This window comes from Amedibacillus sp. YH-ame6, from assembly GCF_053848845.1.
Genome location: NZ_JBSPEZ010000006.1, coordinates 1 through 14,194, shown reverse-complemented (window position 1 = coordinate 14,194; position 14,194 = coordinate 1). Strand labels below are relative to the sequence as shown.

Here is a 14,194-nt window from a genome sequence, read left to right as displayed (position 1 = left end):
CTTATTGATATAAGATATTATCTAAACGATAGATTTCAACAACTCCCTTATTAATCAATAAAATCCCTTATTTTGATGATTTATTTTCGTGTTGTTGTAGATAAAACATTGCTTTCTGTGCTTCAATTTCAGCGCGTAGTTCCTCTTTGGTTGGCAAATACAATTTATACTTAGTTGCAAATAATTGCTCATTACCATTTAGTATGGAATACTTTGCAATATCTGCATCCGTATCAGAACATAGTACAATTCCTATTGTTGGATTATCATCTTCATTCCTTTTCAAATCATCGTACATACGAATATACATATCCATTTGTCCAACATCTTGATGTGTGATTTTGTTTGTTTTTAAGTCAATCAAAACAAAGCATTTCAAGATATAGTTATAAAAAACTAAATCTATATAGTAATCTTGTTTTTCTGTATGAATATGTTGTTGTCTTGCAATAAAGGCATAACCTTTTCCTAATTCCATAAGAAATTTTTGAATATTTGATAAGATACTTGTTTCTAAATCCGTTTCTGTAAAAGTGCTATCTGTATCAAAACCCAAGAACTCAGCAATCATAGGATTTTTTATAAACTCCAACTTATCATTTTGATTTTGTTTTATTAATTTTTCCATTTCATTTATGACTAATTCTTTTTGTTGTGACTTTAATAAGCGATAATAATATTGAGAAGAAATATTTCTTTGAAGTGTTCTAACACTCCAAGTTTCGCGTATTGCCTCGTTTTCGTACCAATTTCGGGCTTTTTGATCTTCCACTTGTATCAATACCCTATAGTGTGTCCATGTTAAAAGAACCGAAGATTTTCCACTCAGTGAGTGGAAAATCTCAGGATATGCTTTATAGAAATTATAAAAACTATATAAATTAGTTTTAGGAAATCCCGTTCCATATTCTATAGTAAGCATTTTTGATAATTTTTTTATTACACTTGCACCATATTCTGCTCTATCTTCACCAAGCATACACTCTTCAAAAATTCGTTTTCCCATTAACCAATTCCTCTTAATTAATGACGCATTAACTGTAGCATATGCATAACTTCTTGCAGAATCAATTATAAATTTAGCATCAACAAAAATATCATCAGATTTCTTATATTCAATTTCATCAATCGAATTTACTAATTTATTTGACATTAGCTTTCTCTCCTTTTTTCGTCATTTAACCTATAGACATTATACTTTCATTTATTGTTAATCTCAATTGTATTTAAGTGATAAGGAGACTTTATTACAGTCTCATAAAGTGAAAAAGTAAATTCCACAACATATGCAAAAAGTGGAAATAAGCTTTACAGTCCATTACATAAAAACAATGGTAGAATTAACTCTTACAATTTTATATGATATAGTTACTCTTATTTTGGTTCTTAGTAACATATAATTTAAATACACATAAAGTGTAATATAACAGCCAATTATTTATTATTTTTTATCCTTTTCTTTTTGCCTCGACTTTGTTATATATTCTGTATCTATTGAAAACGAATCAACGAAAGAGAGAGCTTGTAAAATTCATCTCCTCTTTTTTTATTTGGCCTAATTTTTTCTTCATTTTTCATTTTCACCTTAAATTGATGCCTATACTAATAATGAAATCTAAACTTATCCCATTAAATTTTGCTAATGTAAGCAAATGGCGAACAAGTATACTTTTTTTCTTATTTTGATCTTTGAAATATTTTTCTATTAAATGAAAATCCTTTCTTTACCATTTCATTTTGCTACAAGCTTATATTCTCTGCAGTAATTCCAACCATCTTCTTTTTCGTAAAGAATGAGATTGTTTTATCATCAATAATATACTTCTCCGAACAATAAGTATTCAATCTTAATCACGTTTTAGCATCCTTCATATATATTTCTATGAAATTACTATAACATGTTGAAATCATACAGTAATGTAAGAAGAAATTCTCTCAGCCTCTCTTCTGATTCTATTTTTGTATCAAATCCTTTTTTCGTTGATTTAATTCGATTGCCTCACCAATCCGTTTAATAATACTAAATCTTCTATTTTGCTGTTTTTATATCTTTTGTTGATTTCAAGTTACGCATCCTAAAATTTTTATGATATTACAGCATTTACAATTCTGATTCCTTTATAGCATTCAAAATCAAATTTTGCCGATTATACACCCACCTTAATGCGAATACTAATTCTTCAACATAATTCATTTTATCGGTATTTGCATGAAAAAGAAATACATCATATTTTTTGCGATCAATTTGAATGTGTCCTTATTCATCCCCTATTTTCAACCCATTGATTTGTTATTCATGCTACTCTCTAATTTAGAATTGTTAATTAATGACTTCTGTAAACACATTCGCATATTTCCTCCATATTAAAATATATGTATACACATATTCTAACAATTGAATCTAATATAATATCTTTCTATAATATAACTGTATTTGCCAAATTACTTAGATGAAATTGCTTGTGTTTGTATCCGTTTATCTAATTAATCATTCATTGATTTGAGATCATTAAACCATTCTTGTCTGAATTTATTGATTTGTAATCCATTTTTTTTAAAATCATCTCTCACTAAATCTTTAATATAATTTTTCAATTTTTTTTGTTTATAATATGATGACATATTCGCCATTTCATAAGTTTCTGCATCAACAATAGCAAGAATATTATGCGTATTCCAAATACCATTATTATTTTCTAACTTTAAGGATATCTTATCTCTTGCTTCTTTATCGCCAATTTCATTATATAAATAATCAAATTGCTCTAACATATATGTACCATAACTTATTGATTCTCCACTAATACGATAAAGAACATCATTTAAGACAACTTCATCATATAAAGGCAAAAAAGCTATAAAGTCCTCGACTGTTCTTATTTTAAACTTTTTTCTATAATAATGCATAAAGGGTGATGGTCTAATTCCACTCATGCTTTTAAGTTCTTCACTCAAATCAAATTTGCTTGCTTCATCTTCAAAGCTAATTAAATTCTCAATATTAGTATCCAAAATTTTACTCAAATAGAAAAAGTTATCTAAAGAAGGTAGTCGATCTCCTGATTTCCAATATTTTATTGTACGAACACTAACTTTAAAATAATCTGCTAACTCTATTTCTTCATATTCAGATTCTTCAATTGCTTTCTTTATTTTTTTACCTGTTAATTCTAAATTAATATTAATTAAATGTTGATGTTCCATAATTATTCCTCCTGCCTTAAGTATACAAATCCTCGGGCATTTTGTAAATGAACTCATAGTTCACTTATACAAACTAGATTTCATATTTTAAAATTGCTTTGTCCTTGATAAAGGAATACTTAAAAATGATCTGCCCTTTAATCTCATCATATAACTCTTACCTATTTCAAAAATAATGAAGCTGTAATGTGCCAAAATTTTGGACTAAAATAAATAAGCTTGTCTAGGTTACCACCATATTACAGAAAAACAGATACAAAAATACCGTAATAGCTTTTTATCAAAGAAAAAAGCCAAAGAGGAATATTCAAAGTTAATACTAACTTGTGTTGATGATTTAGTGGAAGAAATGAAAAAAATCACATTCAAACAATACGTAGATGAATTATTCTTTCCTTGGTATAAAAGCCAAGTCAAAGAAAGCACGTTTAAAATGAACATCAATCTATGTGCAAGCATTTCAAAAACTTTAACAAGATGTTGGTGAATAAAATTACTCCTATTCATGTACAAAGTTGGCAATTAAAATTATTAAAAATTTATGGACTAAATTATGTACGGAGTGTACAAGAAATGTTTTCAAGAGCAATGGATAGAGCAATTGTTCTAGGTCTAGCGAAAGAAAACCCATCTAAAATCCTTGGTAACATCAAAAAGCATAAAGTGAAAATTGAATTTTGGACATTAGAAGAATTTTAATCTATCATAGCGTTGTTAAAGAATGTTGATTATTACGAGCATTATATCTTTATATCGTTATGGTTGTTGTTTATGACAGGTCTACGTATTGGTGAAGCTTCGGCTTTACAATGGAGTGATATTGATTTCGAAACAGGTGTATTAAGCGTTACAAAAAATTTATATTATAAATCTTGTAATGATTATAAATTTGTTGACCCAAAGACAAAAGCAAGTGTTCGTCAAATTGTTCTTGATGAGGATACATTAGAACAATTACAACTTTGGAAATCAGCACAACAAAAAATAATCAAAACAGATTTCCTATTAAGTTATAATGGTACACCTACCAACAAGCACTCATTACCAAGAGCGATTGAGAAGTTATCTGAAATGGCAAACATACATCGTATCAAAGTACACGCCTTACGCCACTCTCACGCTTCCTTGCTCATCAGCATGGGTGAAAATCCTCTTATCATCAAAGACCGCTTAGGTCATGAAGATATTGAAACGACACTTGGTACATATGGACATCTGTATCCTAACAGTAATTTTGAGGTTGCTAGAAAGCTCAAAGGTGTGATAAATTATCAGCCTGTGGAAACGGATAAAAATGATAATTCACACTTTGGTTTTCATCGAAAAAACAAAGAAATTAATGCAATAAGAATGCAATGAGTACCATATGAGTACAAAAAAAGAGCTCAAAACCCTTATATATAAAGGCTTTCAGCTCTAGTGGGGTTATTCCCACTCAATCGTTCCACATGGTTTTGGTGTCATATCATAACAAACTCTGTTTACATTCGCAACTTCATTTAAGATACGATCTGTAATCTTCGCTAAGATAGCCCAATCCACTTGCTCAATTGTCGCAGTCATGGCGTCAATTGTATTCACTGCACGAAGTATTACTGGATACTCAAAACAGCGTGCATTGTTTTTTACACCTACTGATTTAAAATCAGGTACTACTGTGAAGTATTGCCAAACTGTCTTATCTAATCCGACATTCGCAAATTCTTCTCTTAAGATTGCATCTGATTCACGTACAGCTTCTAAACGTTCTTTTGTAATTGCGCCAAGGCAACGTACACCAAGTCCTGGTCCTGGGAAAGGTTGACGATACACCATTTCATATGGTAATCCTAGTTCCACTCCACATGCACGAACTTCATCTTTGAACAATTGGTACAATGGTTCCACTAATTCAAACTGTAGATCATCAGGTAATCCACCAACGTTGTGATGTGATTTTACAACGCTTGCAGTTTTTGTTCCTGATTCGATGATATCTGGATAAATGGTTCCTTGTGCTAAATAATCGATACCATCTAGTTTGCGTGCTTCTTCTTCAAACACACGAATAAATTCTGCGCCGATAATCTTACGTTTTTCTTCTGGCTCTACAACATTTTCAAGTTTTCCTAAGAAACGATCAGAAGCATCTACATACACAAGATTTGCTTTTAACTGATTTTGGAACACTTCGATTACATCTTCAGATTCCCCTTTACGCATCAACCCGTGATTCACATGTACACACACCAATTGTTTTCCGATTGCTTTGATCAACAACGCTGCAACAACAGATGAATCTACTCCACCAGATAATGCCAATAATACTTTCTTATCTTTTACTTGTTGACGAATCAATTCTACTTGATCTGCAACAAAGTTTTTCATATTCCAATTCTTTTCTGCTTTACACACATTCAACACAAAATCTTCTAACACTTTCATACGTGCTTCTTCATCTTCTGGGAATGCGATGTTATCTACTTTTGCTAATGCATGATCAAATGCTAACACTGGATATCCAGCTTCATAAATATCATGGTTTACATCGATTGCTTTTCCATCAATGATATTGTTGTTACCACCACTAATGATGATTCCTTTTACATTTGACATTGCCTTTAATTCAGCAACACTAATGTCATGTGCCTTTATTTCACTAAAAACACCAATCTTACGAATATCTCTAGCAATCGTCGTATTTTCATGACTACCCAAATCTAAAATAACAATTGTATCCTGTTTCATCTTCTGTTCTCCTATATCTCTTTTTTGTATAAGAATAGTTTAACATAAACACGTAAGAAGATAAATGTAAAATTTTCAATCCTCATTGTTTTCAAAGGCATAACCTTTTATAATAGAGCTAGAGGTGATCTATATGCGTAATCATGAAGTTATCACACCACAAAAGTTATTAAAAGATGGTTCCCTAAGAGAACCAGGCTGGTCAAGATCTCTTATCCAAGAATATCATCGTGAAGATATCAAAGCCAGTAAACTTCGTATTAAGGAATGGGATTATTATCTTATCCTTAACAAAGATTTTGGAGTCGCTATGACCTTATCTGATGATGGCTATATTGGACTTCAATCCGTATCCTTTCTTGATTTTAAAAACAAGTGGGAACATACGGAAACAATTTTGAATTTGTTTCCTATGGGAAAATTCAAACTTCCTTCTTCATCCACACAAGGAATTACACATTATCAAGACAAGCGTTTATGTATGGACTTTATAAAAGATGGAGATCAAAGAAGACTTACTTGTTCCTTTAAGAACTTTTATCAAGGGAAAGATTTCTCCTGCGATATCCTTTTACATGAGCCACCTATGGATTCTATGGTAATTGCTACCCCATGGAAAGATAAAAAGCACGCATTCTATTATAATCAGAAAATAAACTGTATGAGAGCAAGTGGACATGCTTGTTTTGATGGGAACACCTATACCTTTGATGAAACAAATGATTTCGGTACCCTTGATTGGGGAAGAGGTGTTTGGACTTATGATAACACTTGGTATTGGGGTTCCGGTAACATGGATATCAATGGTAAGCCTTTTGGATTTAATATTGGTTATGGTTTTGGAGACAATAGTGCAGCTACAGAGAATATGATATTTTATGATCACGTAGCTCACAAACTAGACGATATTACATTCCATATTCCGCAAGACCCTATGATGCCTTGGAACATTACGTCTAGTAATCAACGCTTTGAAATGACATTTGCTCCTTTCCTCGATAGAGCCGCAAAGATATCCGCAATCGTTGTATCAACTGATCAACATCAAGTGTTTGGTTATCTTAATGGATTTGCTGTTTTAGATAATGGAGAAAAAATAGAAGTAAAAGATATGCTCTGTTTTAATGAATTTGTACACAATCGGTATTAACGAATAAACCACATAAAAAGGTAAGACTCAACTTACCTTTTTTCATATTTCCTACTCTTTATTGATAATTCTTTAAAAACTTTCCTACAAACTCTGTTGCAGGATGTGCAAGTATTTCTTCTGGTGTATCATATTGCAAAATATTTCCTTCATCCATGACAAGTACCTTTGTCCCAAGTTTTAATGCTTCATGAATATCGTGTGTTACAAACAAAATCGTAATACCTGTTTCTTTATGAATGCGTTTGATTTCATCTTGTAAAGAAGCACGAGTTATCTCATCTACTGCCCCAAAAGGTTCATCCATTAACAAGATATCAGGAGATGCAGCAAGTGCTCTTGCGATTCCTACACGTTGTTGTTGACCACCAGAAAGATGATCTGGATATCGTTTTCTTAAGTCTTGATCTAAGCCTACTATATCCATCCATTTATTCACCGCATTCTTTGTCTTTTCTTTATTTTTCTTATTCAAAAGATTTGGAACATAGGATATATTTTGTTCTACGTTCATATGTGGAAACAATACATTTCCTTGTATAGCGTATCCTATATTTCTTCTTAAACGAATGATATCTTTTTTATCGATTTCTTTCCCATGTACCAACACTGTTCCATCGCTAGGCATAATCAATCCATTTACCATTTTCAAAATTGTGGTTTTCCCACACCCTGAACTACCTATAATGGTTAAAAACTCTCCCTTTTCGATACTTAAATCCAAAGACTTTACAACTGTTTTTTCTCCATATGCCATACTTACATTTTGATATTCAATTACGTTCATATGAGCACCTCCTACTCCAGTAAGCCTTTCTTCTTTAAAAACTCATCCGCAACATCTTTTGGTTCTTGCTTCTTTGTTTCCACCAAATAATTCATCTGTGACATATCGCTATCACTAATCGCATGATCTAATTTTTTTAGAACACCCTTTATTTCTGGATACTTCTCAAAGATTTCTTCACGTACTACAAAACCACACATATAAGATGGATACAAATTCTTATCATCTTTTAATACTGTGATTTCAGTTGCGGCCAATTGTCCATCTGTGGTAAATACAACCATGGCATCAATCTTATGTTCTCTAATCGCATCGTATTTTAGCCCGATATCCAAATCGGTTGTATTCTTAAAGGTTAATCCATATTTTTCACAGAAGGCATCATATCCATCTGCTCTTTCAAAGTAATCATACTCCGCACCAAAGGTTAACTGGTCTGCCACTTTCTGTAAGTCAGAATATGTCTTTAAGTTATATTCTTCCGCGATCTCTTTTCTTACTGCAATACCAAAGGTATTATTAAACCCTAATAAAGATTCCCATTTCATACCTAGTTTATGGTATCCATCTTGTAAACGATCAAAGAGATCTTCTGTATATAAATCAGTTTCTTTCAATACTTGATTCCAACCAGTACCTGTATATTCTGGATAAAGATCAAATTCTTTACTAACCATTGCTGGATGAATATTATTCGTTCCTCCACCAACACCTTGTGTCATCTCTACTTCTAAATCCGTATCTTGTTCTATTAGTGTACGTAACATCTCTCCAATAACATATTGTTCACTCATTGGTTTTGTGGCAATATGAATCGTATCTTTATTTGAACTTCCCGTTAAGGTATAGAATAGTGTACAGATACTTATAATACCTACAGAAATAACAAGCACTTTCTTTTTCTTCTCTTTATTCTTTATACCTCTTCGATTCATCACCTTTTCGACAAAGCCCAACATCCAATCGATAAATAATGCCAATAAGGCAATCATCAAACTTCCGATAATCGTCATTGCTTTATTATTCGTTGTAATTCCTCGATAGATTGCTACACCTAAACCACCTGCACCAATGAAAGAGGCAATACCTGCAAGTGCAATTGTCATAACTGCCATATTACGAATACCGCTCATAATCACGGGCATTGCCAACGGAAGTTTTATTTTATATAAAATTTGAAAACGTGTGCTTCCCATTCCTTTCGCAGCTTCGATAATCAAAGGTTGTACATTTACTAACCCTGTATGCGTATTTCTTACCATTGGTAAAAGTGCATAGATGGTTAATGCAAGTATTGCTGTTGTATTCCCTATTCCTGATAAAGGAATTAGAAAACCCAACAAAGAGATAGAAGGAATGGTATACATAAAATTGATAACACCCAATGCTACTTTGCTAGTCTTTTGATATTCCGCAATCAAAATACCTATACATAAACCCAAACACCCTGCGAAAATAATCGCTGTCATTGATATTTGAATATGTTCTAATAATAATTCTAAATAAAAATCAGATTTTTGCATCCATAAATCTAAAATATCTTGTATCATGACTTGTCCCTCCTACTCATCAGTTACATCGATAAAGCATTTTCATGTTTCTATTATCCTTTATTTCTTCCCCATTTACAACTCACGTGCAAATACCCATGCATCATACTCCTACTATATTTATATAGAAACCTTTCATAAAACATAGTCCAATAAAATACGTTTGTAGAAATTTCCTCTATGATGAAGCGTCCATTCTATAAAAACTCTTACAAGATATCCCTTTTATGGATTCATCTTATAAGAGTTTAGGTTTCCTTAATTAACTCATTTATATATCTCTACAAGGTTTTCCCATTGCTTTCAATTACCCCTCGATACCAATAGAAAGAATCTTTACGTAATCTTTTTAAACTTCCATTCCCCAAGTCATCACGATCTACATAAATCATTCCATAACGCTTTTTCATTTCACCCGTAGTAAAAGAGATTGGATCAATACATCCCCATACCGTATACCCAATGACATCGACACCATCTTCTTCAATAGCCTTCATCATCTCTATAATATGGGCACGAAGATACTCTATACGATAGGTATCATGAATTTTATTATCCTCTATTGTATCTATAGCACCAAATCCATTTTCTACAATGAACAAAGGTACTTGATAACGATCATATAAATCATTTAAATAGTATCGCATACCTACTGGATCAATACTCCAACCCCAAGCACTTGTGCTTAGATAAGGATTTTCTACAGTATCTGTACCTGCCGCATTTCCACTACCACTGCGTGACATATTTTCATCTGCACTTACAGTACTAGATAGATAATAACTAAATCCTATGTAATCCACTACACCACGTTTGATAATCTCTAAATCTTCTTCAAGCACATCTAATGAATATCCTTTTCTATCCCATTGTTTTAAAACATGGTTTGGATATGTACCTCTTACAAATACATCTGTAAAGAACATTTGATGTTGATTGCATTTTTGTGCCTTTACGATATCCTTTGGATTACAAGAATATGGATAGTATGGTAAAGAAGCGACCATACATCCCATTTGTAAATTCTTATTCATTGCTTTTGCATATGCAACAACTTTCGCTGAGGCAACAAATTGATAATGTACTGCTTGATACATGATTTCTTCACGGTTTTCATCTTCTTCATAAAGAATACCTGAATTCGTAAATGCATAAATGGGATTTTCAATCAGTGTTTGATTATTGATTTCATTAAAGGTCATCCAATAGGTAACTTGCTTGTGATAGCGTTCTAGACAAACAATCGCAAACTTATAAAAGAAATAAATGCATTTACGATTTCTCCAACCACCATATGCTTCTACTAAATGATATGGCATTTCAAAATGAGAGAGCGTAATTACAGGCTGAATACCTTTTGATAACATATAGTCAAACATTTTATCATAGAAAGCTAGTCCTTCTTCATTTGCGATATCTTCATCACCATTTGGAAAGATACGCGTCCATGCAATACTTGTACGCAAGCACTTAAAACCCATTTCCGCAAATAGATCGATATCTTCTTGAAAGTGATGATAGAAATCGATACCATCATGATTTGGATAGTATTCGCCTTCCAACACTCCCTTTGTTATTTTTCTAGGAACTGCGTGTGAACCAGCTGTCATTACATCCGCAATACTCAAACCTTTTCCTTGTTCTTGATAAGCACCTTCTACTTGATGTGCCGCAAGGGCTCCACCCCATAAGAAATTCTCTTTCATAATCAACCTCCTACATATTGATGTGAATCAATACATCACCTGCTTGTACCTTATCATCTTCTTTACCTACCACCGTCATATCAATTGCGTCTGCATTGGTAATCAAAATTGGTGTCATTACGGAATATCCTTCTTTTTTAATTTCATCCATATCGAATTCTAGAAGAACACCTCCCTTTGTTACACGTGTTCCTTGTTCCACTTTACTAGTAAAATGTTTTCCATCTAACATTACCGTATTCAATCCTACATGAATCAATACTTCTAACCCACTATCACTTTTCAAACCGATTGCATGTTTACTAGGGAATGCAACGACTACTTCACCATCAAAAGGTGCTACCACGACTCCATTGGTTGGTAAAACAGCAATCCCTTTTCCTACAGCTCCACTTGCAAATACTTCATCTTCTACATGTTCAAGTTCTACAATACTTCCACTCACTGGAGCTAATAATTCTAATTGTTGTTGATCGTTTAAAGGCTTTTTTGTTTCCATGATTTCTGGTATATCTGTAATTGTTTCAGCTTCAAAATCTCCTTTATCTTCACTTGTAATTCCCCAGAAATACGTAAGAAGCGCACCGGATATCAAAGAAGCACTAATACCTACAAGGAATGGAATCATTGGAGAATATGACATCATAGCTGCAGAGAATACATTGTGGAATACATAAGAATCCATGGTTACTTGGAAGAGTCCATTGATTGCCCCGCCAATACCACCAGCGATTGCGACCACAGCCATCAAACGTTTATAACGCATTACGATACCATATAAAATTGGTTCTGTAACACCAGCTAAAAATCCAGTTAAAATAGCAGGACTTGCGATTGCCTTAATATTCGAATGCTTTTTTCCTTTTAAGAATACACCAAGTGCAATCCCTAATTCTGCATATACACAACAAACCGCAACACCTTCAATCATATCTCCACCATATTGTGTTAGATTTTGTAAGGTAATTGGTGTGAATCCCCAATGTAATCCTAACATTGTTAAGAATGGATATGCTGCCCCTAATACGACACCCGCAACTACACGGTTGAAATTAAATAACCATGCAACAACATCTCCTACGGTATCACCAATAATCGTACCAAATGGACCAAATACCAACGCTGCTAAAGGCACCAATACAATTAAACAAATCATAGGTACTAAGAACATTTGTAATTCCAATTTAATAATCTTCTTCAATCCTTTTTCTAAATATGCATAAATAAAGGAAATGATAAAGATTGGGAAAATCGTTGTGGCATAATCTACTACGGTAAGATTAATACCTAGAAAATTGGTTCCTTCTTGACCAATCAACGCTGAGAAGGAAGGCTCCATCAAGGCTGCCCCAATAGCTCCTCCTACATAAGGATTCGCACCAAATTGTTTTGATAATGTAATCCCTAAGAAAATTGGCATGAAATAGAACACTGAGTTACCTGCCGCAGATAATACTGCATAAGTTGAACTTGCATCTGACATAACACCAAACTGCACAAGTACAGTTAATAATGCTTTTACCATACCAGCCCCAGCTAGAATTGGAATGAGTGGTGAGAATGCCCCTGAAATCACCTTTAATACAGACATTTTACCTGTTTGTTTATCTTTTTTTAAATCCAAACTCTTCATAATCTCTTCAAAATAACTATTTACTTTTGGACCAATTACAACTTGATATTGTCCTCCACTCACTACTACTGATAATACATAAGGCAACTTCTCTAAAGCTGCTTTATCTGCCTTTTTATCATCTTTTAATTCAAATCTTAAACGTGTGGCACAATGTACCAAGTTGTTTACATTCTTACTTCCACCTACATATTGTAGAATATCTTTCGCTTCATTTTCTAACATAATTGTTCTCCTCTTAATTTTTTCGCAAAATAAAACCTAAGCACTATGAAAATATCATTTGACTTAGGTTACGCCTGACGTACAGTAACGTTCCATTATAGATCAGTAGATAATCGGTTGAGATGAAGAGATAAGTATAATAGCTCATCATCCCCAATGGTCCACTGATATGTTTTTTCTAAAAACTCTTTTATTTTCTTCGCACATTTATAATCATTTGGATACTTTAACGCAATCACATTGATGATTGATGAATCATTTTCTTTCGCATCGTTATGAAGTTGACGCATGACAAAGTATCGGATATGAGTAACAAATCTTGAAAAGTTGAAAGAAGACTCATCGAACTTTTTACCATAATGATATTTCGCAATATCAATGACATGTTGGATGATTTTTGAACTAAGAACAGTCTCTTGCATATCTTTTCCTTCATAATGTGCATTGATAAAATGTAGTGCGATGAAAGCTGCTTCTTGATCAGGAATTTGTAAGCCTGTCTTGCTTTTCATACGTTCTATCACTTGTTGTGCATATTTGAACTCTTGTGGATAAATCATTTTGATATCCCATTCTAAGGGAGTAGTGAATAATGTTTTTTCTTTGGCGCGTTTTAGCATAAAGCTGATGTGATCAGATAATGTTAATAGGATAGAATTACTACAACGATATCCTAATACCTTTTCTCCATCTTGGATGATATCACTTGCGAGTTCAATATCTTCGATATCAATTCGTCCTAGTAGATCTTGAAATGCTTTTACAGAAGTCTTATCTTCTAAGATAAAGCGTTTCTCTATTTTACTTTCATCAATCATCTCTTGTTCTCTTTTGCCAAATCCAACACCTTTCCCCATAATGATTTCTTCGTGGTTAGCATCATTTAATACAAGGGCAACATTATTATTAAAAACCTTTAATATTTTTAGCATACGTTCTCCTTTCTATCATTATAAAAGGCGCAACCACGAAAAGAGACACCTTTTATCCCTTGCTTGGTCACGCCTGAAGATTCAGTAACGATCCTTACAAATTTAGTTTATCAGTACATATGAGGTTTGTCAACTGATTTATTATTTTCCTACTTATAAATATGATTCGTTTATGATAATGTCTTAAGTATCCACATTTGATTATGTCTTAAATACATATTACAATAGTACCTCATTGAATTGGAGGTACCTTATGAGAAAGGTTGAATTAAATATGCAT

At 32.8% G+C, this 14,194-nt stretch carries 11 protein-coding genes; 3 read left to right on the top strand and 8 right to left on the bottom strand.

Annotated features, from left to right (window positions below; genetic code table 11):
* Nucleotides 1-67: 67 nt before the first annotated feature.
* Nucleotides 68-1,153 (bottom strand): PDDEXK nuclease domain-containing protein, encoded by a 1,086-nt coding sequence (locus tag ACWG0P_RS05870; RefSeq protein ID WP_455800933.1) that lies wholly within the window; start codon nucleotides 1,151-1,153, stop codon nucleotides 68-70.
* Between the two features lie 1,331 nt (nucleotides 1,154-2,484).
* Nucleotides 2,485-3,204 (bottom strand): helix-turn-helix transcriptional regulator, encoded by a 720-nt coding sequence (locus ACWG0P_RS05865; RefSeq protein ID WP_455800932.1) that lies wholly within the window; start codon nucleotides 3,202-3,204, stop codon nucleotides 2,485-2,487.
* A 447-nt stretch (nucleotides 3,205-3,651) separates the two neighbouring features.
* On the opposite strand from ACWG0P_RS05865, the gene ACWG0P_RS05860 reads away from it, so the two are divergent.
* Nucleotides 3,652-3,903, top strand: a complete 252-nt coding sequence (locus tag ACWG0P_RS05860) for a hypothetical protein (protein WP_455800931.1) — start codon at nucleotides 3,652-3,654, stop codon at nucleotides 3,901-3,903.
* Between the two features lie 12 nt (nucleotides 3,904-3,915).
* Nucleotides 3,916-4,563, top strand: a complete 648-nt coding sequence (locus tag ACWG0P_RS05855) for a site-specific integrase (RefSeq protein ID WP_455800930.1) — start codon at nucleotides 3,916-3,918, stop codon at nucleotides 4,561-4,563.
* A gap of 66 nt (nucleotides 4,564-4,629) precedes the next feature.
* On the opposite strand, the gene guaA is transcribed toward ACWG0P_RS05855, so the two are convergent.
* Complete coding sequence (gene guaA / locus ACWG0P_RS05850; protein ID WP_455800929.1) at nucleotides 4,630-5,931, bottom strand: glutamine-hydrolyzing GMP synthase; 1,302 nt, start codon at nucleotides 5,929-5,931, stop codon at nucleotides 4,630-4,632.
* Nucleotides 5,932-6,064: 133 nt separating this feature from the next.
* Here guaA and ACWG0P_RS05845 point away from each other — a divergent pair, with 133 nt between their 5' ends.
* On the top strand, nucleotides 6,065-7,081 hold the full coding sequence (locus ACWG0P_RS05845) for a DUF2804 domain-containing protein (RefSeq protein ID WP_455800928.1): 1,017 nt from the start codon (nucleotides 6,065-6,067) through the stop codon (nucleotides 7,079-7,081).
* A gap of 58 nt (nucleotides 7,082-7,139) precedes the next feature.
* On the opposite strand, the gene ACWG0P_RS05840 is transcribed toward ACWG0P_RS05845, so the two are convergent.
* The 5 genes from ACWG0P_RS05840 to ACWG0P_RS05820 form a co-directional block, all read right to left on the bottom strand.
* Nucleotides 7,140-7,868 carry an ATP-binding cassette domain-containing protein gene (locus ACWG0P_RS05840; RefSeq protein ID WP_455800927.1) on the bottom strand — a complete coding sequence of 243 codons (729 nt, stop codon included), beginning with the start codon at nucleotides 7,866-7,868 and terminating at the stop codon, nucleotides 7,140-7,142.
* 11 nt (nucleotides 7,869-7,879) lie between these two features.
* Nucleotides 7,880-9,418, bottom strand: a complete 1,539-nt coding sequence (locus ACWG0P_RS05835; RefSeq protein ID WP_455800926.1) for an ABC transporter permease/substrate-binding protein — start codon at nucleotides 9,416-9,418, stop codon at nucleotides 7,880-7,882.
* Between the two features lie 281 nt (nucleotides 9,419-9,699).
* Nucleotides 9,700-11,130, bottom strand: a complete 1,431-nt coding sequence (locus ACWG0P_RS05830) for a 6-phospho-beta-glucosidase (protein WP_455800925.1) — start codon at nucleotides 11,128-11,130, stop codon at nucleotides 9,700-9,702.
* 4 nt (nucleotides 11,131-11,134) lie between these two features.
* Nucleotides 11,135-12,982 carry a glucose PTS transporter subunit IIA gene (locus tag ACWG0P_RS05825; RefSeq protein ID WP_455800924.1) on the bottom strand — a complete coding sequence of 616 codons (1,848 nt, stop codon included), beginning with the start codon at nucleotides 12,980-12,982 and terminating at the stop codon, nucleotides 11,135-11,137.
* A 95-nt stretch (nucleotides 12,983-13,077) separates the two neighbouring features.
* Nucleotides 13,078-13,914, bottom strand: coding sequence for a PRD domain-containing protein (locus tag ACWG0P_RS05820; protein ID WP_455790631.1), 837 nt, complete (start codon nucleotides 13,912-13,914; stop codon nucleotides 13,078-13,080).
* Nucleotides 13,915-14,194: the final 280 nt, after the last annotated feature.

Excerpts from the sequence above, each read along its gene's own strand:
- ACWG0P_RS05870 (WP_455800933.1), bottom strand. The coding sequence starts at position 1,153 with ATGTCAAATAAATTAGTAAATTCGATTGATGAAATTGAATATAAGAAA.
- ACWG0P_RS05865 (WP_455800932.1), bottom strand. The coding sequence starts at position 3,204 with ATGGAACATCAACATTTAATTAATATTAATTTAGAATTAACAGGTAAA.
- ACWG0P_RS05860 (WP_455800931.1), top strand. The coding sequence starts at position 3,652 with ATGTGCAAGCATTTCAAAAACTTTAACAAGATGTTGGTGAATAAAATT.
- guaA (WP_455800929.1), bottom strand. The coding sequence starts at position 5,931 with ATGAAACAGGATACAATTGTTATTTTAGATTTGGGTAGTCATGAAAAT.
- ACWG0P_RS05845 (WP_455800928.1), top strand. The coding sequence starts at position 6,065 with ATGCGTAATCATGAAGTTATCACACCACAAAAGTTATTAAAAGATGGT.
- ACWG0P_RS05840 (WP_455800927.1), bottom strand. The coding sequence starts at position 7,868 with ATGAACGTAATTGAATATCAAAATGTAAGTATGGCATATGGAGAAAAA.
- ACWG0P_RS05835 (WP_455800926.1), bottom strand. The coding sequence starts at position 9,418 with ATGATACAAGATATTTTAGATTTATGGATGCAAAAATCTGATTTTTAT.
- ACWG0P_RS05825 (WP_455800924.1), bottom strand. The coding sequence starts at position 12,982 with ATGTTAGAAAATGAAGCGAAAGATATTCTACAATATGTAGGTGGAAGT.
- ACWG0P_RS05820 (WP_455790631.1), bottom strand. The coding sequence starts at position 13,914 with ATGCTAAAAATATTAAAGGTTTTTAATAATAATGTTGCCCTTGTATTA.